Source organism: Kaistella palustris DSM 21579 (assembly GCF_000422265.1).
Classification (GTDB): Bacteria; Bacteroidota; Bacteroidia; order Flavobacteriales; family Weeksellaceae; genus Kaistella; species Kaistella palustris.
On record NZ_AULL01000017.1, the window covers coordinates 251,268 to 273,213 of the forward strand.

Here is a 21,946-nt window from a genome sequence, read left to right on the forward strand (position 1 = left end):
CTGAATTAGGTTTAATGTTTTCGGGAATAAAATCCGCCGCTAAAGTATAAAATTCTGTCAGAAATCCGGGTTTAAATTAAACCAATTTATGGTTGATATAACCGGAAGTGGCATTTTCGTTTAAAATAAAAACAGCGGGATTTCCTGTAGCCACAGCGTCTGACGGAATGTCGGAGTTTACGTACGCGTTTGGTGCGATCAGTACATTATTGCCGATTTTTATATTTCCTACCAATACAGCGTTGGGACCAATCCAAACTTCATCACCGATTACAGGAGTGCCTGCATTTTTTCCGCGGTTGGTCTGCGCAATGGTGACACCCTGCGCGATATTGCAGTTCCTGCCGATCTTTACTTTGGGATTAATCACCACCGCACCCCAGTGACCGAGATATAAACCCTCGCCAATCTGGGTTTCCGGATAGATCTGAAAACCATATTTTATCTGATAATGCCTCAGGATCAAACGCCGGAATTTTCCCCACAAAGTGTTTTTGGGATATTTCTGTGCCGTTCTGAGCAGATAAATAAAGTGCAGGTTTGGACTGTAACACTTTTTCCAGATGCCAAAACGTGAAAGCCATTTTCCACTTTCGCGGAAAAAATCTTTTTGTATGATCGAAGGTTCACGCATAAGAAAAATTAAAAACTGTTACAGCTCATCGATTATTTGAATGAGGGAATTTACGGAATTTTCCAGCGTGAAAGGCATTTCGAAGGAGTTTAAGTTTTTTTCATATTCCCTGAACGCCTGTGGTTCGGACAGGGCTTTCTTCATTCCTTCATAAATTCCCTTTTCTGAATTTTCCACGATCAGGCCAAGCTTCCCACCCTGTAAAAGTTCACGCACGCCGGAAACATCTGTAGCGATAATTTTCTTTTTTAATGTCATTGCCTCAAATAAAACTGTGGGAAAGCCTTCATATCGCGAACTTAAAATATAAAAATCTGCCGCTTTAAAATACGGATAAGGATTATCGGAAAAGCCTAAAAGTGTTGATGTCTCTGTAACCTGCAGTTCAGCCTGAAGCTTTTTGATATTTTCAAAATCATAACCGTCGCCCAGAATTATGGTAGTGTGCGGGAAACCTTCATCCAAAAGTCTCTTGTGAACTCTCAGCAAACGGTCAAATCCCTTTTGCGGGAAAACCGTTCCGACAGACAAAAATTGCGGATTTTCACTTTTTTCCGGTTTCAGATTTCCTGCTTCAGACTTACGTATGATTTCCGCTGTGTCTAATGGATTATAAATTCTTTTGATTTTCTTTTTTTCCTTTTCTGTTCTTGCTAATGTTTCAAAATCCTGCTGAATTTGTTCGGAAATTACCAGAATTACATCACAGCCAAAGAACTTTTGGATCTCGCGGTCGGTGTAGTGATGGAATTCTGTTTTCCGCAAGTCATTATGGATCCAGACGATTTTTTTTGATGTTTTTAAAGGTGAATTCAAGATCTCATCGCGCATGCCATGTATAGCTGCAAACTCGATATCATATTTTTTTCCTTTTAAAACAAATCGGTAAAGAAGCTGCGGGAAAATTTTCAGAATCTTCTGATACAAAACACGGAAAGTCTTCACAGGCAAATCCTGCAACCGGTTTGTGGTGATCATTTCCCCTTTGTTCAGATAAAGAATATTTACGAAACCGGGAATCTCTGCCAGATATTTACCCGAATAAAGGTTAAGCAAAAGATCGATCTCATACTTATCTTCGGGTAGGTTTTTCAGAAAAGTCACCAACACTTTTTCTGCGCCGCCATGCCGCAAGGAGCCAATTCTGATGAGGATCTTTTTTTTCAAAGGTGTGTGTTTGTACAAAGATAATAAAGCGATCTCAAGAAAAAGTATTCCGTATATTTAATTCATGGAAGAACAGCTAAGAAACATCGGCGAAATGGAAAATGTACTGAACCGCACAAATGATTTGATTGCGGAAATGGAATTACTGCTCGCAAAATGGACGGTAAATCAGCAGGAATTCAATACACTCCTGGATTATTACGGCAGTGAAAAATGGTATAAGGACCGGGAAGATGACTCAGCGAAAATGCTCCCGGAAGAATTGCCACGCGGCGTGTTGGGTGAAGACGCAGTTTCCGATACCTTCGGAAACCGGAAGGACATCCTGATAAAAATGATAAAACTGGGTGTCGCGGGGTTAGAATAAGTTTAGACCTTATGCGCGCAACTCTGCCAAGGTATGAACTATCGCACAGGCCGGTATGTTTTCGGTAAATGTTCTTTAATATAACGTTCGAGTTTCGCGCGGTCCTGCTCAAGTTCCCGCGGATATATGACGTTGTTGGCAAGCAGTTTATCACCGTATTCTTCTATGGTACAGATGAATTTTGCGGGAATACCGGCATAAACCGAGCCTTTTCGGGTAGAAGTTGTTAAAATTGAACCCGCTCCAAGGATGCAGTTATCGTGCATTTCCACGCCGGGCATAATGACTGTATCGGCACCGATAAGACATTGGTTGCCAATTTTTATCCGCCCGAAAGTCCGTACGTCTCTGTATTTTTCCAGGAAATGCAACGCATTTTGTCCGCCGTCGTGGTTAATGAAGCGTACGTTATTTGAAAAAGTGGTGTCGTCGCCGATTTCGATTAGAAAAGGTTCTGTTCCAAATTCGGGAACTTCTACAAACCGAACGTTTTTGCCCACTTTTAAACCCTTGGCAAGACAGATTTTCAAATAAAACCGCTGAATCATATTCACGTAAGAGTGGTGTAACTTTAAAATGAGCCGGTAGAAAATAATCATGTGTTTTTTGTATGTAATTTTAAAATCAGTTCCTCAACTGCCGAGAAAACCTTCCGGTTATCAAATTCCTTTTCAATGTCTTTAAGGTTTTCTTTAAGGTACGCAATCAGATTTTTATTGGTCAGAAATTCTTTCATGGCATGATATATTTCGTCCGTTTTATAGTTGATGAGATAACCGGTTTCGCGGTCTTTCAACATCAGTTCTACATCACCAACCCTGGTGGCAATAATGGGTTTTTGCAAAATTAAAGATTCCGCCAATACCAGCGGCCAGGCTTCAGATTCCGACGGCATAATGAAGAAATCTGCATTTTTAATATAAGGATAAGGGTTCATCTTATTCCCTTCGAAAATAAAAGTTTTTTCAACGCCTAGTTTTTTTTGCTGAGCTAAAAGATTTGGTAACTCTTCACCATTACCAATGATGACCACTGAATGCCGAAAACCATCTTTGAGCAGTTGAGCGTGCGCTTCCATGAGTTTATGATATCCTTTTCTTGAATGAAGCCTTCCGACCGAAACGAAAACCGGACTTTTCGGAAAACCTGATATTTTTTCGACGGCCTTCGTTTTTATTTCTTCAACAGGGATCGCATTGATGATCACACTTTCCTTTGGATACTCCAGGTTTGGATAGTTTTCGTGCATGATTGTCTGAATTTTTTCGGAGCAGTATATCATGTGATCAAATTTCGGAAAATGGGCAAGTATCGCCGGAACCAAAGGCTGTAGTTTTGGCAGATTAATTTCTGAGTGAAACCAGCCGATTTTTTTTGAATTTTTATTTGTGGAATTAAGTACAGAAGCAAAATCATTATACGTCATCGCGATCTCGATATCGTAGTTTTCTTTTAAAAATTTCTCATCGGTGATTTCGGGTTTTTTTCTGAATTTTTCGAGTTGAATTGTCCGCTGTAAAAGTTGAAACTTTTGAATAAATTTATTTTTAGAAAAATCTTCCTTTCCTTTTGCCAGATATACTTTCCGTACATGCCCGGGAAATTCATTCCGTAATTCGCCCTGGTTTAATGTAAGACAGACCGTGATCTCAAACTTTTCCCTGTCAAGATTATGCAGCAAACTGAGCAGTACTTTTTCAACGCCGCCCATTTCCATTGATCGGTGCCTGAAGAGAATTTTTATTTTTGCATCAACGGTCATGAAGTCTTTTAATTGGTTGAGTTGAATCTTTTCCTGATCCATAAATTAATGGGTTTTTCGAGAAAATTAAACATCAACACAGATAATATATTGAGCAGTATAAAGATAATCAAAACATTTTCTGCCACATAATCATAAATCAGCACGGGAATAAATCCTTTGTGGATGAGATAAAATATATACGAGCTTTTACCCAGCAAAACCATATATTTTGTAGACAGGAAACGTGCGATAGCAGTATCTTCGAAAATGAGTCCCCAAAGAAGCGGCGCAATGCCAAACACCGAAAGCACAACAGCCGCACCCGCTTTCACCCAGTCTGAATTTTGATAATGTGTAGGAAGAGAAAGTAAGAATAAAAGTATAAAACAGCAGCCGAACCATGTGGCGCCCTTTATTTTGTGCCGGAGATCTGAGCGGTTTTTCACTAATATCGCGAGAAGAATTCCTGTAAAAAACTCAAAAATATAGTAGGAAATATTTTTCTGCATAAATCCCCAAGCGTTTTGTGGGATTTGTGAAATATCCTTTAAAAAAAGCCCAAAAAGAAAAATTCCTACAGGTAAAATAAAAAACCAGTAGGATCTTTTGCGCAGGAGAATGAAATAAAAGGGTGCCGTGACATAAAAAAGTTCCTCCAAGGTCAAGGTCCAGCCCTGCGAAATTCCGGCGGTAAAAAAATATTTCTGGAAAAAAGCTTTGGTCAAAGTGAAACTTAAAACGGCTTCGACCATCTTCTCCATATTCCATAAATTGTTCTGAAGATAAAAAGCGGTAAATACTGCTAGGGTTACAAGAAAATACATGGGATAAATTCTTGCGAACCTGTTCACCATATACTTCCTGAAATCCATCGGTTGCTGATCAAAATACCGAAAGGTGATCAGAAATCCACTCAGTACAAAAAACATATCCACACCAATATGCCATTCGCGCACAAATGATTTTAGATAGTCGGGTGCCAGCGGATTGTTAAAAGGAAAAAAGTGCAGCACAAAAATCATCCAGGCTGCAACAGCTCGGTAACCTGTAAGTGCAGGAATAAAATTTTTGGCGCTTCTTTCTTTCATCGCCGCGCTTTAAATTTTCGCAAAATAAGGCGCCATTTTTTTAGAATGCGGAAAGGTATGGAGTTCTGATAGGCAAGCAGATCGAAAATTTCCTTTGAATTGGTGTACTTATCGGGAATATTTTTTCCGTTGATCTGTTTTAAGTCCCGTCGTTTCATCGCCAGAAAAATAGCCTGTGCAAAGTATTCGTAGGATTTTTGCTTATTGTCATTTTGCGAAATTCCTCCGGCGTGCGCACGGTAAAGATAATCGGTCTGGTTGATGAAGTGCACATTTCCTTTTTCGTACATTTTTAAATAAAGGTCCTGGTCCTCTGCAATTTTGAGGGTGGAATTCATTTTTTCACAGGTCAGATAAACTTCCTTTCGGAACCCTACAAAATGTATGATCTGAACCGGACAGTTGAAGAAAAATGGATCACCGTTTAACACTTGCATTGCGGAACGGATTTCGTGTAAAGGATTTAAAGCGGCATCACATTTCATGGGACGTGAATAAGTGAGCACCACGTCGGTTTTATTTTTAAAAATGTCTGAAGATGCCTGTACAGCTTGTGGAAGCAGCGCATCATCGGGATCCAGGAAACCGCAGATTTCGCCATTTGCCAGCTCGATCAGTTTACCTTTAGAAAAACCCACGCCGCGGTTTACTTCATTTTCAAAAAAGTGAAACCGTGGGTCACCTTTAATTTTATTTTTAATGACTTCTACGGAATTATCGGTCGAGGCATCATCCAGAATGATGACTTCCCAGTTATCGGCAGTTTGCGAAATAATCGAGTTATAGCAGTCGTCGAAAAAGTGGCCATTGTTATAATTAGCGACCAGGATGGAGAACTTCATCGGCGTGCTTTTTTAGGATACATACAAATATAGCATTTTTAAGATTTCGTTGGTTTTTTGTGTATTTTTGTTTTAAACAAAACACTGTGGGCGAAATAAATAGAGTCTCGAAGACTTTTGTCGGTTATCTGAAACGTCCGGATCTGTACCCCGAACTTGGCCGCAAAATCATCAAAAATATCTTTAACAGGAAAAGTGCTTTTAAGGGTAAACACAAAACCGGGTCGTGGGCAGCCGCGCGAGCTGTTTCTCAGGAGGTTGCCATCAAAAGCCTTTTCGGAAAGGAAATGCGGCCGTTCGCCGAAATTTTCCCGGAAGATTATAAGGAGTCTTACCAAAAACAAAAATATTGTCCGATCATCATGGGAGGTGCCGGCGCTTTGGAACTGATCTACTATGCTGCAGAATACACTCGGGCGACAAAAATCGCCGAAACAGGAGTTGCGTACGGTTGGTCTTCTCTCGCTGCGCTGATGTCATTGGTGCAGAGAAATGGCGTTCTTTACAGCTCAGATATGCCCTATTTAGGACAGGATGGTGATCAGTATGTAGGTTTTATTATTCCCGAAAAACTCAAAAAAAACTGGAAGCTCTTCCGCCACGCAGACCGCGAATCTTTACCGAAAATCTTCAGCGAAGCAAGTTCGTTCGATGTAGTTCATTACGATTCCGATAAAAGTTATGAGGGACGAAGCTGGGCTTACGGCGAACTGTTCAAAAATTTGAGGCCCGGCGGCGTTTTTATCAGTGATGATATTGGCGATAATTCCGCCTATCAGGATTTTTGTGAAATAAACAGTATTGAAACTGCAGTCGTTGACTTCGACGGTAAATATGTGGGTGTATTTATTAAATAAATATATATTTTAATTAATGCTGATTATTAAAATAAAAAGACGCTTCAGCTGTAAACTTGTAAATAAAACTGAATGACGAAAAGGGAAATAATCCTGAATGCTGATGATCTGGGCTTTTCTGCCGGTGTTAATCAGGCTGTTTTGGTGGCACACCGCGAGGGATTTCTCACCCATGCGAGCCTGATGGCCAACACTGACTTTTTTGAAGAAGCGGTGTCGGTAATCTTGCCGCAATGCAGCGGTCTGAAGGTGGGCGTACATGTGAATTTAACCTGCGCTCCCGCTTTATTTTCCGAAAATGTGCTTACTGAAAATGGAGTTTTAAGGAATGATTTTGTGAAGTTGCTTTTCAAATATAAAAGTAGAAAAGTCCTTGAAAGTCTGGAAAAGGAAATCGAACTTCAAATATTGAAAATAAAAGAGCGCGGCATTCAAATTACCCACATCGACGGTCATGAGCATGTGCATATTATTCCGTCCATCAATAAAATAGTCCGTAAACTCGCTGCGAAATATAAGATTCCCAGAGTTCGCGAGATCAATGAAAGTTTTACTGCTTCATTTAAATATAATCTTCGAACTGCGGGTATATCAAATGTGCTCAAATTATTTCTGCTGAAATTCCTTAGTCTGTTTAATGGAAATTCGCGCAAAGTACAGTTTTACAGCATTTTAAATACCTGTGAAATCAATGCCGAAAACCTATTTAATTATTTAGAAAATACGGGCGACCGTTCGGTTGAGATTATGGTTCACCCCGGCATTCCAAAATTAGATAAAGGTCTTGGAAATCTGGATCAAAGGTTTGTAAGTTTTCTGCAGTCAGACTTCCGTACGCAGGAGCTGGAAGTTTGTTTAAATAATAAGTTTTCGGAATATTTTTAGCCTAAAGTTTTCGGTATGGCGATTGGTCTAAGTGCTGGTCGCAGTCAGAAACGCCAGCGCCAAACCGATTAAAACGCTATCTTTTCTTTATGATGATTGATCATTAAAGTTGATCTACCGATCCTAAAGCAGTTCCTTGCGGAAATTAATATTATATAATCCAGAGCGGATACTGCGAAAATCGGTGAACAGATATTTTATGATCAGCAGCCACTTTTTAAGAAAGGGCGCATTTGCGATTTCAAAACTCCGGTGCATTCTTTTAATATGTAATCGAATATCAGTAGGCATCTTCTGCTCACTTTCTGCCCATTTTTGAACTTCCTGCCAAAGCAAAACTTTCGAGCGTGCCGGTTTTATCTTACCCGAATCAACCTGAGTGATCCTGTTACTCTCGTGCACACCGCGCACCGCGACAGCTTTGTTTAAAATTCCCGGATAAAGCTTTATGTAATAAGACAGGCGAAAAAGAAATTCAGTATCCTGATGAAGTCGCAGATGTGTTTTCATCAGTGGCGAAATTTTTTGGTCAAGCGCCGCTTTCCGGATGGTCAGCGTATCAATGCTGAAAAGTCCAAAACTTCCCAACATTCCCAACTGACCACGAAAAACATCTTTTGGCGGATGATTTTTATAAACCGTGGTCAGGCGATCGCCAAAAAGCGAAAAATACTGCTCCCGCGCTTTTTCGGAATAATAGTGAACGCCCAACGCGCCATAAACACCCTCTACTTCCTCATTTTTAAAGAGTTCACGTTCCGCATCGAAACGGTTCGGCAAAAAATAATCATCCGCATCCAAAAAAGCAACGTAATCGCCGGTAGCTTTAGAAATTCCCAAATTCCGGGAGGCGCCGGCACCGTGATTTCCTTTGTCTGGATGCTGAACTAATTGTACGCGCTCATATTTTTGCGCTAACTCGCGGCACACGCACAGAGCATGATCCGGTGAGCCGTCTTCAACCAAGATAATTTCGGAAACCTCCTCAAACTGCAAAACTGATGTAACTGCCTGTGCGACATATTTTGCGGCATTGTAAACGGGTATGATGACGGAGATTTTCATTATTGTTGAAGATAGGTAAATCTGTATTTTGTTCTTAAAATTTCCGGATATTTGATCAATGTCAAAAGGAAATCACTCCACTTCACAACACCTTTTTCTGTGGAAAGTTCAAACGCTTTTTTCTGAAGATAAATATGTTTTTGAGCGTCGTCACCGATCTTTTCTTTCTTTGACCAGTCGTAAAGTGACTTCCAGAAAATAAGCTGGCGCTCATTATATTCCGTTGAATACTGCACGATCTTGGTGATCCGGTTATCGTCGTGAATCCCTCGTATTGCCACGGCTTTATCGATGATTCCTGATTTCAGGTAACAGTGAAATGCCAGTCTCAGAATAAATTCAGAATCCTGATGTACACGAAGTTTTTCGTTGAAGAAAATCCCGTGTTTCAGCAGTGTCTTTTTGCGGACAGTTAAGGTATTCAGATGAAAGAAAGTACCGAAAGTTCTTTCGGTCAAGCCCAGAAGACCTTTGAAAACCTGTTTGCCTTCCGCCGGAAAATTTACGGTTGTTAAATCGGCATTTTTGAATTTTTGCAAGTATTCCGATTTGCCTTTTTCTGTCAGGAATTCAGTTCCCAGCGCGCCGAAAACGCCCTGCACTTTTTCATCTTTAAAATATATTTTTTCCGCCTCAAATCTGTTCCTAAGGTAATAATCATCAGCATCTAAAAAAGCGATGAATTTTTGAGACGCTTTTTTTAATCCCAGATTCCGGCTGGCGGCGGCACCGTGATTTTTCTTGTCAGGATGCTGAAAAAACCGAATCTGATCATGATTTGCCTGCAGTTGTTCACAGACCTGCAGCGAACTGTCGGTGGAATTATCTTCGATGAGCAGGATTTCTTTCACTTCCGGAAGCATGAGCGCAGATTCAACGGCCTTTACCAAAAAAGCTGCGGCGTTGTAAACCGGAATGATCACAGAAATATTAAGCATCGATTTAAGTAATAAATTTTTTGTTATTCTCAGCCCAAAGCGCTAACTGAAGCAGGTTCCAGTGCTTTTTGTCTTTATTCAAAAATTTCTGGGACGCTTCAAAATCAATAAACTGAAAAACCTTTCCGCTTTTGTCGTTCAGGAGATCAGCAGAAAGCTGAAGCAAATTTCTTTCTTCGAACCAGTTTTTTACCGACGATCCGAATCCCTGTTTTTTTCTGTTTCTGATGTTTTCGGTCCAGTAATTCTGCATCGTTTCCCGCAAAATTATTTTATCGCGCGTAGAATCAAGTTTCAGGTTTTCCGGAAGTTGAATGCAGAACTCCGCGAAATCCCTGTCAAGAAACGGTGTGCGAACTTCCAGTGAATTGGCCATTGCCATCCGGTCGGCTTTCACCAGCATATTCCCCGGCACATATTTTTCCAGATCGATTCGCATGATATCATTTAAGGAGTCAGGATCAATTTTAAAACTATAAGTTTGGTGATAGTTTTCACTTATTCCAAGCTCACTTCTCTCTTTCTGCGAGAAATAGTTTCGCACTTTATTCTGATGAAAATCCAGGATATTTTGATGCGCAAGATTTTCATTGGTGATAAATGAAGTTTCACGGAATTTCCGAAACTGCTTTAACCCAAATTTCACCAGTATATTATTGTAGCTGAAATGCTTTCTCAATTGATTTTCAACGGAATAGAAATCGTAGCCACCAAAAAGTTCATCGCCGGCATCGCCGGAAAGTACGACTTTTAGATGCCGGGCAGCGGCCTGACAGATCTTAAACTGCGGTGTGGCGCTCATATCCGCAAAAGGTTCGTCGAAAAAGGGCGTTATTTTTTGAAGGTCTGCCGCAATATCGCCGCGGTTTTCGTGGATTTCGATATGATTTGTATGGTATTTCGCCGCAATTTCGTCCGCAAATCTGAGTTCGCTGTTCTCACCGGAATATCCGAAACTTATGGTAGTCTGTTTTTCTTTAAACCCGCTAACCATTGCCACGATCGTGGAAGAATCCAGGCCGCCGCTCAAAAAACTCCCGACCTCCACATCGGCGATCAGCTGTTTTTGTACCGCATTTTTCAGCAGGTAAGAAAACTCTTCCTTTGCCTCGGAAAGGTTAATTGGCAGTTCATTTTTTGGCAGACTGTAATACCGTTCAATATGTATTTCGCCTTTAGAAAAAACCAGGAAATGCGCCGGCGGAAGCGTGTAAACATTGGAATAGATGCTCTGCTGAGCGCTCACGTAACCATACTGCAGGAAATGAGAAAGGGCCAGTTGATTCACCACAGGTTCTATCAATTCGGACGCTAAAATCGCTTTAATCTCGGAAGCAAAGATGAATTCGCCATTTTTTCCGCGGGAATAATAAAAAGGTTTTTCGCCAAAACGGTCACGCGCGCAGAAGAGTTCCTGTTTTTCTTCGTTCCAGATTGCAAAGGCAAACATCCCGGGAAGTTCGTGCAGCAAACTTTTTCCTTTTTGGTGATACATGGCCAGAATGATTTCGGTATCTGAACTTCCTTTGTAACGGTAATCTTCGTATTTCTTTTTCAAGTCGAGGTAGCCGTAAATCTCACCATTCAGAACGATGCACTCATTTTTACTTTCCGAAAACATGGGTTGTCTGCCGGTCTCAGAAAGATCTACGATCGAAAGCCGGCGATGGCCTAAAACCGCATTTTCGAAAAATTCGTGGTGTGCGCCATCCGGACCGCGGTGCGCGATTGCATCGGTCATTTTCTGGATTTCCTCCGAGTAATTTCTGGCATGGGGGGAAATGATCCCAGCTATTCCGCACATATATTTAGTGTTTTATGCTTTTTTAAATCTTGTTGATTAGTTCCTAAAACTTAAGTACACTTATATTTAATTCAAATATTTAAAAATGTTGGTCCGGGCATTTCAACCTTTTTTCTCAAATCCAACAGAACCTTTTTCTCCGAAGTTACTTTTCTGGATTTTTTAAAAAGTTCCGTTGCTTTTTTTACATTTCCAAGCATTAAATTTTTAGCAATGCTTTCTACCAATGCTTTTTTCTCAAGGTTGTATGCATTGGGCAGATTGGGGTTCAATATGTTGGTTTCAACGCTCAATTCGCAGTATTTTGCATAGTCCACTTTTGCGAGATTCTGCTTTCCATCGTGCACGGCGCGGGATTTTGGGCACAGCAATATTTTTTTTCCGTGGAAATGCAGGCGGTTCACGTATTCCTGATCTTCGCCGTAATGGAAAAAATAAGGATTGAATCCGCCTACCGTTTCAACCGTTTTTCTCGGCAGAAACCAATGTGCCGCGTTGATGAATTTCATTTGGTAAAGATCCTGAACTGATCGCAGATAAAGATCCGAAATATATCGGTTTTCGAAATTCTGCGCGATATATTTGTCGAGAAAAATATCTAAACGTTGCTCACTTCCATCGAGATGCATCGGGCTGAGAATCCCCATTTCACCTTTTTCCGGATGTTTTTCATAAACCTCCAAAAGTTCCCGGATCGTATCATCGTAGATCCAGGCATCCTGGTTCATTAAATAAAAAAAATCAGCACCTTTTTTCCAGGCTTTTTCCAAACCTATATTATTGGCTTTTCCGAAACCTAAGTTTTTAGTTGACTGCTGAAGTTCAACCTCCGGGAAATTTTTTGCAATAAATTCCTGCGTGCCATCGGTGGAGCCGTTATCGATCACAATGGTATGCACGCCGACAGATGAATTCCGTAAACTTGAAAAACATTTTTCTGCCCATTTCATGGCGTTGTAGGTGACGATGATGATGCAGACGGTCATTAGAAAATGCTTTGTAATTTGGTGTAAAGATTTCTAGAATTTTTTCCGAAGTTTAAGATACAGTAAATTTACTTTATTTGACGATCTTTTTTCCAGCGCAACCACCGTGTTGCTCAGGCGTTCCAAAGCGCTGTAGGACAGGCTGTTTTCTTTAAAGAAACTTTTCGTTTCAGCAATAAACTTTTCGTCTTTTAATTGAAGTGCAAATGGAAGAAGCTCAATATAATTGCCGCTCAAAACTTCTTTTTCAAATTCGGGGCTGGCGTTGTATTTCCTGAGGTATTCCTTTTGGATCTTGAAAACTCCCTTTAAGTATTTATAATTTTTTTGAATGTCGGTCTGATGGCTGGCGCTTTCGGGAATTACCCGGCGGACAGCGGTAACTTCATCAAGATAAAAAACTTTGGAATGCTGAAGCAGATCCAGAATATACGGGAAAGATTCATCTGCATAATCCTCTGTGTAGCTGAACTTTAAAGGGCTCAGTTCCGATCGGTACATCCACGTCATCGGTGCGATAAAACCTTTTTTTAAAAGGTGATCTTCGAAACTTAGCGAATGGCGGTTCGGGTTATTTTTAAAGACCGCATGCTCGGTCTTGCGCGTTTCTTCATGATAGAAATCAACATCCGTATAAATTAAGCCGATCTCAGGATTAGATTTTAGAATGTCAACTTGTTTTTGAACCTTCAGTGGATTATTCCAGTAATCGTCACCCGCGATCTGCGCGATATATTTGCCACGACACAAAGCCAAAGCCGACAGATAGTTTTTGGTTATTCCCTGATTTTTTTCCTGCAGTAAAAGCCGGACTGTTTTTGAATGTTTTTTCTGAAGTTTCCGGATTATAGTTCTGGTGCGGTCCGTACTGCAGTCGTCGCCGATAATGATCTCGAAATCAAAATCACAACTTTGCGCAAGGATACTTTCTACCGTCTGCCGTATGTATTTCTCCTGATTATAGGTGATGATGATCACAGATAAAAGTGGGTTTGCGACGATTTCGGCTGCTTCCTGTATCATATTACCTGGGCTTCAGGATTGGTAGTTTGTTTAAAGTTTTCTGTTTTCAGGAATAAGAGTTCAGAATTTCGATGACTTTCTTAACTTCGGAATCCTCCATTACCGGCGAGATGGGCAAACTGAGCACTTCCTGATGAATTTTTTCTGTAACAGGAAAAGTGAGCTGATTGAAGTAGCGGTAAGCGCGTTGCTTATGCGGCGGCACAGGATAATGGATCAGAGTTTGAATTTCGTTTTTCTCCATATACTCCCGGAGTTTTTCTCTTTTAGCCGTTCGGATCACGAACAGATGCCAAACGTTTTCTTTTGGATCTGTACTTAATTCCGGCAGAATAATTTGAGGATTTTTGATTTCTGCGATATATTTTTCGGCAATGTTCCGCCTTTTATCATTATCGGCGTCAATGTATTTCAGTTTTACATCTAATATAGCTGCCTGAATTTCATCCAGCCGGCTGTTCAGGCCCTGATATTTGTTAGCGTATTTTTCTTCGGAACCATAATTAGCCAGGATCCGTATGGTTTTTGCCAGCAGGTCGTCTTTACAGGTCACCGCACCGCCATCGCCCAATGCGCCCAAGTTTTTACCGGGATAGAAACTGAAGCCTGCGGCATCGCCCAGATTTCCGGTTTTTTTACCCTTCCATTCCGCGCCGATCGCCTGGGCATTGTCTTCGATAATTTTCAGACCGTATACTTTTGCCAGATCCTCCAGTTCCTGTGACCAGCAAACACGTCCGTACAAATGCACTACCATAATGGCTTTGGTTTTCGGTGTGATCAGCGCCTCGATCTTAGAAATATCGATGTTGTAATTCTCAATCTGAGGTTCTGCAAAAACCGGTTTTAAGCGGTTGTCCGTGATTGCCAAAACAGAGGCGATGTATGTATTGGCGGGAACTATTACTTCGTCACCCACCTTCAACTGGCCCAATTCCAGACAGGCCTTAAAAATCAGGCGTAAAGCATCGAGACCGTTTGCCACGCCGATCGTATGCGGCGATCCGATATATCCTGCAAGGTTTTTTTCGAAATTTTTCACTTCCGAGCCGAGCAGATACCAACCCGAACGGTAAACCTCAAGCAGTTTTTTTTCAATTTCTTGCTGATACTGGAGATTTATTTTTTGAAGGTCGAGAAATTTAATCATGAATTTTTTTTAAAAATTTTGCAGGGTTTCCTACCCATATTTCATTTGCAGGAACATCTTTTGTAACCACACTGCCAGCGCCGATCAGTGCGTTTTCTCCGATGGTTACCCCACCAAGAACCGTGGCGTTTGCCCCAATGGATGCGCCGGTTTTCACCAGAGTTTTGCGCTGTAAATAGTCTTTATTTTGTGATCTGGGAATCAGGTCGTTTGTAAATGTGACATTTGGGCCAATAAAAACGAAGTCTTCCAGTGTAATCCCATCCCAGAGTTGCACGCCTGGTTTTATAGTGACATTATTCCCAATGCTGACGTCGTTTTCAATAAAGACCTGGCAGTTGATATTGCAGTTTGTGCCGATCCGCGCCTCTTTCAGAATCACACAGAACTGCCAGACTGTGGTACCTGCACCGATATTTTCGGACTGCACATCGGCGAGTTTATGAATTTTTACGCTCATCTTTTAGTTTTGAAAATATTTCGTAGTCCCGGATATAGTCGTCTTCGGTATATTTTTCGGAGGCCAGGCACAGTAGCACTGCACTGTGAGAAAATTTAATATCGCGCCAAATTTTTTCCGGAATAAAAAGGCCTTTGTCGGGGCTGTCGAGGATAAATTCCTGTTTATTACCATTTAAATCTTCGGTGGTGAAAGTGATGATTCCCGACACCGCCACTATAACCTGCTTTAAGATCAGATGTGCGTGGCCACCGCGTGTCACATCCTGCGGTGTATAATAAGTCCAGTAGACTCTTTTGATATCGAATGGAATATTTTTGCTGTTCTCACCCACTGAAATATAGCCCAGATCCGAAGATCCGATTTTTGGCAGCATGATGATTGTGGGTTTTTGATCCATGATTCTTAATTTATTTTAAAGTCAAATGCCGGGCGTGTAATCCCCGGAAAAATGTGCATTTTAGAACCTAACCGGACATTATTGACCTCGAAGCTTGCGATGTTTTCATTTACATATAGTGGGAATGTCTGATCCCTGCCAAAAACCAGCCTGAAATAATAGTTTCCCGCATTCAGCAGGCCGGCGGGAATTTCGAATTCGATATTATACTCGCCCAGCCGCGCATCTGCCTGCTGACTGATGAGATGACCGGCGTGAAAAACGATGACCTCTTCAAAAGTACGAAGTTCAAAAGTAATGTCTAAATTAATATCAGGACAAAAATTCAGGAATTTTATTTTTACGTGCGCACCGGAATTAATGTCGATTGATTCCCCTCTTTCAGGCATTACTGAAAACTCCAGAATTTTGATGTTTTCGTTTCCTAATGCCGTTTCGGGCGTACCGCTATGGAGATATGTTGATTTGGTAAGGCTACTTTTCTGGTATTCGATCACCGTTTGCTCTACGCTGCCGGCAAATATCAGTTTGCCTTTATCGAGAAGGATTCCACTGCGGCAAAGTTCTTTAACTGCGGTGAGGTTGTGGCTTACAAAAAGTACAGTTCGGCCTTCTCCTTTTGAGACATCGCCCATTTTCCCCAAACATTTTTTCTGGAATTCGGCGTCGCCTACGGCCAGGACTTCATCTACTATCAGGATCTCAGACTCCAGATGCGCGGCAACTGCAAATGCCAGGCGCACGTACATTCCCGAAGAATATCTTTTTACAGGCGTATCAATATAGCGTTCTACCCCGGAGAAATCTACGATCTCATCGAATTTGTGGGCGATTTCTCTCCTGGTCATTCCAAGAATGGCGCCGTTCAGAAAAATATTTTCGCGCCCGGTCATTTCGGGGTGAAAGCCTGTGCCGACTTCCAGAAGCGAGGCGATACGGCCTTTGGTGAAAATTTTGCCGGTAGTCGGTTTTGTGACTTTGCTCAATAATTTTAAAAGGGTAGATTTTCCCGCTCCATTCCGGCCGATAATGCCGACCGCGTCACCTTCTTCAATTTCGAAATTGATATCCTGCAGCGACCACACGTAATCGCTTTCACTTTTTTGGGTGCGGTCATTGGCCTCACCAATTTTGAGATACGGATCCTCTTTGCCACGAACCTGATGCCAAAACCTGTTGAGGTCATGCGACAGCGTTCCCGTGCCCACCTGGCCGAGGCGGTATTGTTTCGAAATATTTTCTGCCTTTAATGCAAGCATATTTTTTATTTGTAGAAGCTTCTCTAATTTTTCATCGTCACCATTAACCATCAACGATCAACCATCAAACCGTATCCATAAAGCCCTTTTCAACTTTATTAAAAACAACGGTTCCGATCGCTAAAAGCGCCAAAATGATCGCGGAACTGATGAATAACATTTGTACGGTAAATTCGCCGGAGCCCATCCAGCCATATTTAAAACATTCAAAAATTCCCGTAAGTGGATTGTAATAGGCGAGTTTTTTCCAGATTCCTGAAATTGATGAAACCGGATAAATTACAGGTGTGGCATACATCATTAAACTAACCCCAAAAGTCAGCAGCATCTGTAAATCGCGGTATTTGGTCGTGAGGGCTGAAAAAAGCATGCCTACACCCAGTGCAAATACAGCCATTAAGAGAATTAAAAACGGTGTTGCCAACATCCAGATGTTCGGGTGGATATTTCCTTTCATCAGGTAAAAAAACCAGACCGCAAGAAAAAGTAAAAACTGCACACCAAATTTCATTAAACTGGAAATAACAATAGTAATGGGCATTACCAACCTGGGGAAATAAACCTTACCGAAGATCGAAGCGTTTGCGGTAAAAATATTGGATGTGCCGGTAAGACTTGTAGAAAAATAATTCCAGAGCGTAATTCCTGAAAGATAAAATAAAACCTGCGGAATACCGTCGGTAGACAGTTTTGCAATATTGCCGAAAACCAGCACAAATACGACCGTAGTAAATATGGGATTAATGAAAAACCAGACCGGCCCCAAAACAGTCTGCTTAAACCCTGACACGAAATCCCGTTTCACAAACATGTAAACCAGATCCCTGTAGCGCCAAACCTCGTCGAGCCGCAAATCAAATAAAGAATGACTGGATTCGATGGTTTCGGTCCACTCCTGTTGGGGTTTATTCATTTGTGTAAAAATAAATCTTTAAACAAAAATAGAATAAATTATTGAGTTTTTGTGAGTTCAAGACGTGCGAGCAGCAGTGAGGTGAGAAACAGCGGGACATAAAGGCGGATTTCATACAAAATGCCACTGTACAGACACATTACTATATAAGGAACAGACAAAATGTGAAACAGTAAAATGTGCCGAACGGCCTTTTTGTCTTTGGCGATTAGTAAAGTAAAAACAAAAAATACCAACCAGCATAAAATGCCCAAAAGGTTTTTCGGATCGCTGAAGTTTTTTATCAGGAGATTACCATCATTAGTGGAAAAGCTTTGCTGAAACAGCCTCATACCGACATAAACAGCCACGAAAGTAACTGCCAACACCAACAGCGGCTGGATGGACTTTTTGCTAAATCCGTATTTCGAAAACAGAAGTGTGCCTGCAAGTGAAATTGAAAGTGCCGAGGTTTCGCGGTTCAGCGTCGAAATGTTCATTATTAAAGCCACAATCATCAGTCTTAAAGTCGATCTGGTTTCCAGATATTTTAAAAAGAAAAGAAAAAAGAGCAGCAGAAAAAAATAACTCGAAATATCATAAGGCACGAGCGCAAACTGGCTGAAGACCATCGCAAAAACCGCAGTTGAGATAAGTAGAATTTGTTCCGCGTCGGTTGTAATGAATTGCTTTCCGTTCAGGACAAAAGCCATTAATGAAGAACAAAGTACGAGAAAAGTGGTATTTAAAATATAAAAAGCAAGATACATTTGCGGCTCCGCAGCCGAACTGAAAAATTTAAACCTATAAATTTCGTAATCAATTGGTACAGCCGATAAGATATCATAAACCCCAAACAGTAAATAGCTGCTCAGAATGCGGTACTGATAAATCCCTGCTGAAAACTGCGCTGTAAACTCCTGATAATTAAGAATTTTTGAAGAATAAATATTTCCAAAAGAAAAGTACAGAAAGGTACTCAAGGTAAAAGCCAGGAATGCCGAAAAAAGGATTTTGGAAAGTAGATTTATTTTCAAAATGCAGGATTTTTAAGCTGAAATTTACTGCAGTGTCTTTCTGCCGATCGATTTATAATAAAATCCTGTGTGTTCTACCTGTTCCAGGGCGAACATATTACGACCATCGAAAATAGCTTTGTTTTTCATCGCTTTGGCCATCATATCGAAGTTCGGATTTTTGAATTCACTCCATTCCGTCGCGATTAAAAGACAGTCGGCATCTTCCAGCGCCGCGTACATTTCCTGTGCGTAATTTATTTTGTCGCCCAGGATTTTCCGTACATTTTCTTCGGCAATGGAATCGTATGCGGTAATAAGAGCACCTTTTTCCAGCAAAAGTTTAATATTATCAATGGAAGACGCTTCGCGAATATCGTCGGTATTTGCTTTGAAGGCCAGGCCCCAAAGCGCTATTTTCTTGCCTTTCAGCTCACCGCCAAAATAATTCTCTATTTCATCAACCAAAATCGTTTTCTGCTTTTGGTTCACCTTTTCGGTCGCCTCAAGAATCTGAAAATCAAAACCTTCCTGTTTGCCGGAACGGATCAGGGCTTTTACGTCTTTGGGAAAACAGCTGCCGCCATAACCAATTCCCGGAAACAGAAAACGGTGACCGATCCTGTCGTCGGAACCCATTCCTAAACGGACCTTATCAACATCGGCGCCCACTTTTTCGCAATAATTCGCGATCTCATTCATAAAGGTGATCTTCGCGGCGAGAAAAGAATTGGCCGCGTACTTGGTGAGTTCCGAGGATTTTTCATCCATAAAGATGATCGGAATACCAATATTGGTAAATGGCTGATAGATCTTGGCCATCATTTCCTGTGCGCGCTCCGATTCACTTCCTACGATTACGCGGGCAGGATTCATAGAATCTTCCACGGCGAAACCTTCGCGCAGAAATTCCGGGTTCGATACCACATCGAAAGGAATATCCGTTTTTTCAGAAATTGTTTTGCGCACAAGGTCAGCTGTTCCCACCGGAACGGTGGATTTATTTACAATCACTTTATATTCGCCGATCCAGTCACCGATCTGGTTGGCTACAGAAAGAACGTATGACAGATCCGCTGAACCATCTTCACCCGGCGGCGTGGGAAGTGCAAGATAGATCACTTCGCTTTTTTCCAGCGCTTCTTTCAGATCTGTGGTAAAGAATAAGCGCTGCGCCTGAATATTCCGCAGAAACATTTCTTCGAGGCCGGGCTCGTAGATCGGTACGTGACCCTGTTTCATGCGTGCTACTTTTTCAGCATCGATGTCGACACAGTAAACCGCGTTCCCCAGTTCCGCCAAAGTTGTTCCAGTAACCAGTCCCACATATCCTGTCCCTACAATTGTAATATTCAAAATCCAAGCTTTTTATTGCTGCAAATATAAATAATTTATCAGTCGCGCCGGAGGTGGTATTTAATTGAGGCTGAACATATTTTGGAGATTTATGAAAAATATGTATATTTGCATCGGATTTACGGAAAAATGAAAAGGCCTTCGCAAGAATGCCTTTTTTCGTAAACCTAATTAAGTATATGGAATTTAAAAAAAAAATAGAAGAACTGCTTCAGAACTTTCTTCAGGAGCGCACAGATCTCTTTCTGATCGACCTTAAGTTTTCGCCGGCTGACGATATTACGGTAATCCTCGACGGTGATTCCGGTGTTTCGCTGCAGGACTGTCTGGATGCGAGCCGCGCGATTGAATTTAATATGGACCGCGAGGAACATGATTTTTCGCTTCAGGTGATGAGTGCAGGATTAGGTGAACCACTGGTTTCCGAAAGACAGTTTAAGAAGAATATTGGCCGCGATCTGGAAGTTCTGCTCAATGACTCTACCAAAATCGAAGGCGAACTCGCCCGTGTAGAAGAAGAAAACATAGTTTTGGTGATGCGCTACCGCAAGCCAAAAGAGGTGGGCAAAGGCAAGGTTGATGTAGAAGAGGAAAAAGAGATTCCGTATACGGATATAAAGAAAGCACTTGTTGCAGTAAAATTTTAATTAAAAAAGATGCTCGCTCTGCGGAGCCGCATCGCTTACCCTTATAAAAAAAGAAGATAATGGACGGTTTAGCATTGATTGAAGCATTTGGCGATTTCAAAGAAGAAAAAAGCATCAGTAAAATTGACCTGATGGCGATTATTGAAGATTCATTGAAAACTCTTTTACGTAAAAGATTTGATTCTGATGATCATTTTGACGTTATCGTGAACCCTGATAAAGGTGATTTTCAGATATTCCTTAATAAAACCATTGTTGAAGACGATATGTCTGAAGACGATGACCTGGAGATCGAATTATCCGAAGCCAAAAAGATTGACCCTACTTTTGAAGTGGGCGAAGATTTCACGGTAGAAATTCCCATCGAAAAGTTAGGCAGAAGAAGTATCCTTACATTGAAACAGATTCTGGCGACAAAACTTCAGGAGCACAATAACGCTTATCTATATGAGCAGTTCCGCGACCGGATCGGTGAGATCGTCATTGGCGAGGTACATCACATCCGTCACAAACATGTAATTTTGTTGGATGACGAAGATAATGAATTCATCTTACCAAAAGAAAACCAGATCCCTTCCGACTTCTTTAAAAAAGGAGAAAATATCCGTGCAATCGTAGAAAGTGTTGATTTTAAAGGAGCTAAACCGCAGATCATCGTTTCCAGAACGGCACCTAAATTTTTGGAGAAACTGCTGGAACTTGAAATTCCTGAAATCCAGGACGGCACCATTATCCTGAAAAAAGTCGTTCGGATCCCAGGCGAGAAAGCGAAGATCGCAGTGGATGCTTATGACGACAGAATTGATCCGGTGGGCGCTTGCGTCGGTGTGAAAGGATCCAGGATTCACGGTGTGGTTCGTGAACTTCGGAATGAAAACATTGATGTGATCCAGTGGTCCAAAAATCCGGAGATCATGGTGAAAAGAGCTTTAGGAAATATCACCATCAATAAAATTGAGATCAATCCGGAAACCAACTACGCCATGGTTTATACGCCGGTCGAAGAAATTTCGCGCGTTATTGGAAAACAGGGACAGAATATTAGACTTGCATCCTGGTTAAGCGGTTACGAGATCGATGTGTACAGGGAATCCAATGAAGATGATGATGTAGAATTAAAAGAGTTTTCCGGAACGGGAGCAGGCGATATAGAACAGTGGATCATCGAGGAATTCCAAAAAGTAGGACTTACAACTGCCAAGAGTATCCTGGATAAAGACACTGAAGCACTTCTGAAAATGGTTGATCTGGAAGAAGAAACCATCGAAGAGGTAAAACAGGTATTAAAAGAAGAATTTGAGGACTAATGCCCAGAATTTTCGACATTCAAGTTAAAATGATTTAACTTTACCAAAATTTAAATAAA

The 21,946-nt window shown here is 41.3% G+C and carries 23 protein-coding genes; 5 read left to right on the forward strand and 18 right to left on the reverse strand.

The features are described from left to right. Positions 1 to 76: 76 nt before the first annotated feature. On the reverse strand, positions 77 to 634 hold the full coding sequence (locus H562_RS0108055; RefSeq protein ID WP_027377044.1) for a serine acetyltransferase: 558 nt from the start codon (positions 632 to 634) through the stop codon (positions 77 to 79). Positions 635 to 652: 18 nt separating this feature from the next. Continuing rightward, positions 653 to 1,801, reverse strand: a complete 1,149-nt coding sequence (locus tag H562_RS0108060; RefSeq protein ID WP_027377045.1) for a glycosyltransferase — start codon at positions 1,799 to 1,801, stop codon at positions 653 to 655. Positions 1,802 to 1,865: 64 nt separating this feature from the next. Between H562_RS0108060 and H562_RS0108065 the strand changes: the two genes are divergently transcribed. Beyond that, a complete protein-coding gene (locus H562_RS0108065; protein WP_027377046.1) occupies positions 1,866 to 2,168 on the forward strand; it encodes a DUF4298 domain-containing protein in 303 nt (100 codons plus the stop codon). 38 nt (positions 2,169 to 2,206) lie between these two features. Here the strand turns inward: H562_RS0108065 and H562_RS0108070 are convergent, their stop codons facing one another. The 4 genes from H562_RS0108070 to H562_RS0108085 are packed head-to-tail and all read right to left on the reverse strand — an operon-like array spanning position 2,207 to position 5,842. Then, positions 2,207 to 2,767 carry an acyltransferase gene (locus tag H562_RS0108070; RefSeq protein ID WP_027377047.1) on the reverse strand — a complete coding sequence of 187 codons (561 nt, stop codon included), beginning with the start codon at positions 2,765 to 2,767 and terminating at the stop codon, positions 2,207 to 2,209. Next, complete coding sequence (locus H562_RS0108075) at positions 2,764 to 3,972, reverse strand: glycosyltransferase (protein WP_233701984.1); 1,209 nt, start codon at positions 3,970 to 3,972, stop codon at positions 2,764 to 2,766. The genes H562_RS0108070 and H562_RS0108075 overlap by 4 nt, the downstream gene beginning before the upstream one ends. After that, positions 3,939 to 5,000, reverse strand: a complete 1,062-nt coding sequence (locus tag H562_RS0108080; protein ID WP_027377049.1) for an acyltransferase family protein — start codon at positions 4,998 to 5,000, stop codon at positions 3,939 to 3,941. Before H562_RS0108080 ends, H562_RS0108075 begins: the two co-directional genes overlap by 34 nt. Further along, the gene (locus tag H562_RS0108085; RefSeq protein ID WP_027377050.1) at positions 4,997 to 5,842 is read right to left on the reverse strand and encodes a glycosyltransferase family 2 protein; all 846 of its coding nucleotides are present in this window, start codon (positions 5,840 to 5,842) and stop codon (positions 4,997 to 4,999) included. Before H562_RS0108085 ends, H562_RS0108080 begins: the two co-directional genes overlap by 4 nt. A gap of 86 nt (positions 5,843 to 5,928) precedes the next feature. Here H562_RS0108085 and H562_RS14860 point away from each other — a divergent pair, with 86 nt between their 5' ends. Together H562_RS14860 and H562_RS0108095 are read left to right on the forward strand one after the other, a co-directional pair. Further along, entirely contained in the window at positions 5,929 to 6,699 is a 771-nt protein-coding gene (locus tag H562_RS14860) for a class I SAM-dependent methyltransferase (protein ID WP_034690938.1), read from the forward strand. Between the two features lie 72 nt (positions 6,700 to 6,771). Continuing rightward, on the forward strand, positions 6,772 to 7,584 hold the full coding sequence (locus tag H562_RS0108095; protein ID WP_027377051.1) for a carbohydrate deacetylase: 813 nt from the start codon (positions 6,772 to 6,774) through the stop codon (positions 7,582 to 7,584). Positions 7,585 to 7,707: 123 nt separating this feature from the next. On the opposite strand, the gene H562_RS0108100 is transcribed toward H562_RS0108095, so the two are convergent. The 12 genes from H562_RS0108100 to H562_RS0108155 form a co-directional block, all read right to left on the reverse strand. Continuing rightward, a complete protein-coding gene (locus H562_RS0108100) occupies positions 7,708 to 8,649 on the reverse strand; it encodes a glycosyltransferase family 2 protein (RefSeq protein ID WP_027377052.1) in 942 nt (313 codons plus the stop codon). After that, complete coding sequence (locus tag H562_RS0108105; RefSeq protein WP_027377053.1) at positions 8,649 to 9,587, reverse strand: glycosyltransferase family 2 protein; 939 nt, start codon at positions 9,585 to 9,587, stop codon at positions 8,649 to 8,651. Before H562_RS0108105 ends, H562_RS0108100 begins: the two co-directional genes overlap by 1 nt. A gap of 4 nt (positions 9,588 to 9,591) precedes the next feature. Continuing rightward, positions 9,592 to 11,391, reverse strand: coding sequence for an asparagine synthase (glutamine-hydrolyzing) (gene asnB / locus H562_RS0108110; protein WP_027377054.1), 1,800 nt, complete (start codon positions 11,389 to 11,391; stop codon positions 9,592 to 9,594). Positions 11,392 to 11,462: 71 nt separating this feature from the next. Further along, positions 11,463 to 12,377 carry a glycosyltransferase family 2 protein gene (locus H562_RS0108115; RefSeq protein WP_027377055.1) on the reverse strand — a complete coding sequence of 305 codons (915 nt, stop codon included), beginning with the start codon at positions 12,375 to 12,377 and terminating at the stop codon, positions 11,463 to 11,465. Between the two features lie 33 nt (positions 12,378 to 12,410). Further along, complete coding sequence (locus H562_RS0108120) at positions 12,411 to 13,400, reverse strand: glycosyltransferase (protein ID WP_027377056.1); 990 nt, start codon at positions 13,398 to 13,400, stop codon at positions 12,411 to 12,413. A 46-nt stretch (positions 13,401 to 13,446) separates the two neighbouring features. Continuing rightward, complete coding sequence (locus H562_RS0108125) at positions 13,447 to 14,550, reverse strand: DegT/DnrJ/EryC1/StrS family aminotransferase (protein WP_027377057.1); 1,104 nt, start codon at positions 14,548 to 14,550, stop codon at positions 13,447 to 13,449. Further along, positions 14,543 to 15,010 carry an acyltransferase gene (locus tag H562_RS0108130; protein ID WP_027377058.1) on the reverse strand — a complete coding sequence of 156 codons (468 nt, stop codon included), beginning with the start codon at positions 15,008 to 15,010 and terminating at the stop codon, positions 14,543 to 14,545. The genes H562_RS0108125 and H562_RS0108130 overlap by 8 nt, the downstream gene beginning before the upstream one ends. Then, on the reverse strand, positions 14,991 to 15,410 hold the full coding sequence (locus tag H562_RS0108135) for a sugar 3,4-ketoisomerase (protein ID WP_027377059.1): 420 nt from the start codon (positions 15,408 to 15,410) through the stop codon (positions 14,991 to 14,993). The genes H562_RS0108130 and H562_RS0108135 overlap by 20 nt, the downstream gene beginning before the upstream one ends. A gap of 5 nt (positions 15,411 to 15,415) precedes the next feature. Further along, positions 15,416 to 16,669 (reverse strand): ABC transporter ATP-binding protein, encoded by a 1,254-nt coding sequence (locus H562_RS0108140; RefSeq protein WP_034690963.1) that lies wholly within the window; start codon positions 16,667 to 16,669, stop codon positions 15,416 to 15,418. Between the two features lie 64 nt (positions 16,670 to 16,733). Continuing rightward, positions 16,734 to 17,582 (reverse strand): ABC transporter permease, encoded by an 849-nt coding sequence (locus H562_RS0108145; protein ID WP_027377061.1) that lies wholly within the window; start codon positions 17,580 to 17,582, stop codon positions 16,734 to 16,736. A gap of 38 nt (positions 17,583 to 17,620) precedes the next feature. Next, complete coding sequence (locus H562_RS0108150) at positions 17,621 to 18,598, reverse strand: hypothetical protein (protein WP_027377062.1); 978 nt, start codon at positions 18,596 to 18,598, stop codon at positions 17,621 to 17,623. Between the two features lie 24 nt (positions 18,599 to 18,622). Then, positions 18,623 to 19,933 (reverse strand): UDP-glucose dehydrogenase family protein, encoded by a 1,311-nt coding sequence (locus H562_RS0108155; RefSeq protein ID WP_027377063.1) that lies wholly within the window; start codon positions 19,931 to 19,933, stop codon positions 18,623 to 18,625. A gap of 179 nt (positions 19,934 to 20,112) precedes the next feature. Between H562_RS0108155 and rimP the strand changes: the two genes are divergently transcribed. Beyond that, on the forward strand, positions 20,113 to 20,580 hold the full coding sequence (gene rimP, locus H562_RS0108160) for a ribosome assembly cofactor RimP (RefSeq protein WP_027377064.1): 468 nt from the start codon (positions 20,113 to 20,115) through the stop codon (positions 20,578 to 20,580). A 59-nt stretch (positions 20,581 to 20,639) separates the two neighbouring features. Continuing rightward, positions 20,640 to 21,887 (forward strand): transcription termination factor NusA, encoded by a 1,248-nt coding sequence (gene nusA / locus H562_RS0108165; protein ID WP_027377065.1) that lies wholly within the window; start codon positions 20,640 to 20,642, stop codon positions 21,885 to 21,887. Positions 21,888 to 21,946: the final 59 nt, after the last annotated feature.

Coding starts and splice junctions, on each gene's coding strand:
- H562_RS0108055 (WP_027377044.1), bottom strand. CDS start 634: ATGCGTGAACCTTCGATCATACAAAAAGATTTTTTCCGCGAAAGTGGA.
- H562_RS0108065 (WP_027377046.1), top strand. CDS start 1,866: ATGGAAGAACAGCTAAGAAACATCGGCGAAATGGAAAATGTACTGAAC.
- H562_RS0108070 (WP_027377047.1), bottom strand. CDS start 2,767: ATGATTATTTTCTACCGGCTCATTTTAAAGTTACACCACTCTTACGTG.
- H562_RS0108075 (WP_233701984.1), bottom strand. CDS start 3,972: ATGGATCAGGAAAAGATTCAACTCAACCAATTAAAAGACTTCATGACC.
- H562_RS0108080 (WP_027377049.1), bottom strand. CDS start 5,000: ATGAAAGAAAGAAGCGCCAAAAATTTTATTCCTGCACTTACAGGTTAC.
- H562_RS0108085 (WP_027377050.1), bottom strand. CDS start 5,842: ATGAAGTTCTCCATCCTGGTCGCTAATTATAACAATGGCCACTTTTTC.
- H562_RS0108095 (WP_027377051.1), top strand. CDS start 6,772: ATGACGAAAAGGGAAATAATCCTGAATGCTGATGATCTGGGCTTTTCT.
- H562_RS0108100 (WP_027377052.1), bottom strand. CDS start 8,649: ATGAAAATCTCCGTCATCATACCCGTTTACAATGCCGCAAAATATGTC.
- H562_RS0108105 (WP_027377053.1), bottom strand. CDS start 9,587: ATGCTTAATATTTCTGTGATCATTCCGGTTTACAACGCCGCAGCTTTT.
- asnB (WP_027377054.1), bottom strand. CDS start 11,391: ATGTGCGGAATAGCTGGGATCATTTCCCCCCATGCCAGAAATTACTCG.
- H562_RS0108115 (WP_027377055.1), bottom strand. CDS start 12,377: ATGACCGTCTGCATCATCATCGTCACCTACAACGCCATGAAATGGGCA.
- H562_RS0108120 (WP_027377056.1), bottom strand. CDS start 13,400: ATGATACAGGAAGCAGCCGAAATCGTCGCAAACCCACTTTTATCTGTG.
- H562_RS0108125 (WP_027377057.1), bottom strand. CDS start 14,550: ATGATTAAATTTCTCGACCTTCAAAAAATAAATCTCCAGTATCAGCAA.
- H562_RS0108130 (WP_027377058.1), bottom strand. CDS start 15,010: ATGAGCGTAAAAATTCATAAACTCGCCGATGTGCAGTCCGAAAATATC.
- H562_RS0108135 (WP_027377059.1), bottom strand. CDS start 15,410: ATGGATCAAAAACCCACAATCATCATGCTGCCAAAAATCGGATCTTCG.
- H562_RS0108140 (WP_034690963.1), bottom strand. CDS start 16,669: ATGCTTGCATTAAAGGCAGAAAATATTTCGAAACAATACCGCCTCGGC.
- H562_RS0108145 (WP_027377061.1), bottom strand. CDS start 17,582: ATGAATAAACCCCAACAGGAGTGGACCGAAACCATCGAATCCAGTCAT.
- rimP (WP_027377064.1), top strand. CDS start 20,113: ATGGAATTTAAAAAAAAAATAGAAGAACTGCTTCAGAACTTTCTTCAG.
- nusA (WP_027377065.1), top strand. CDS start 20,640: ATGGACGGTTTAGCATTGATTGAAGCATTTGGCGATTTCAAAGAAGAA.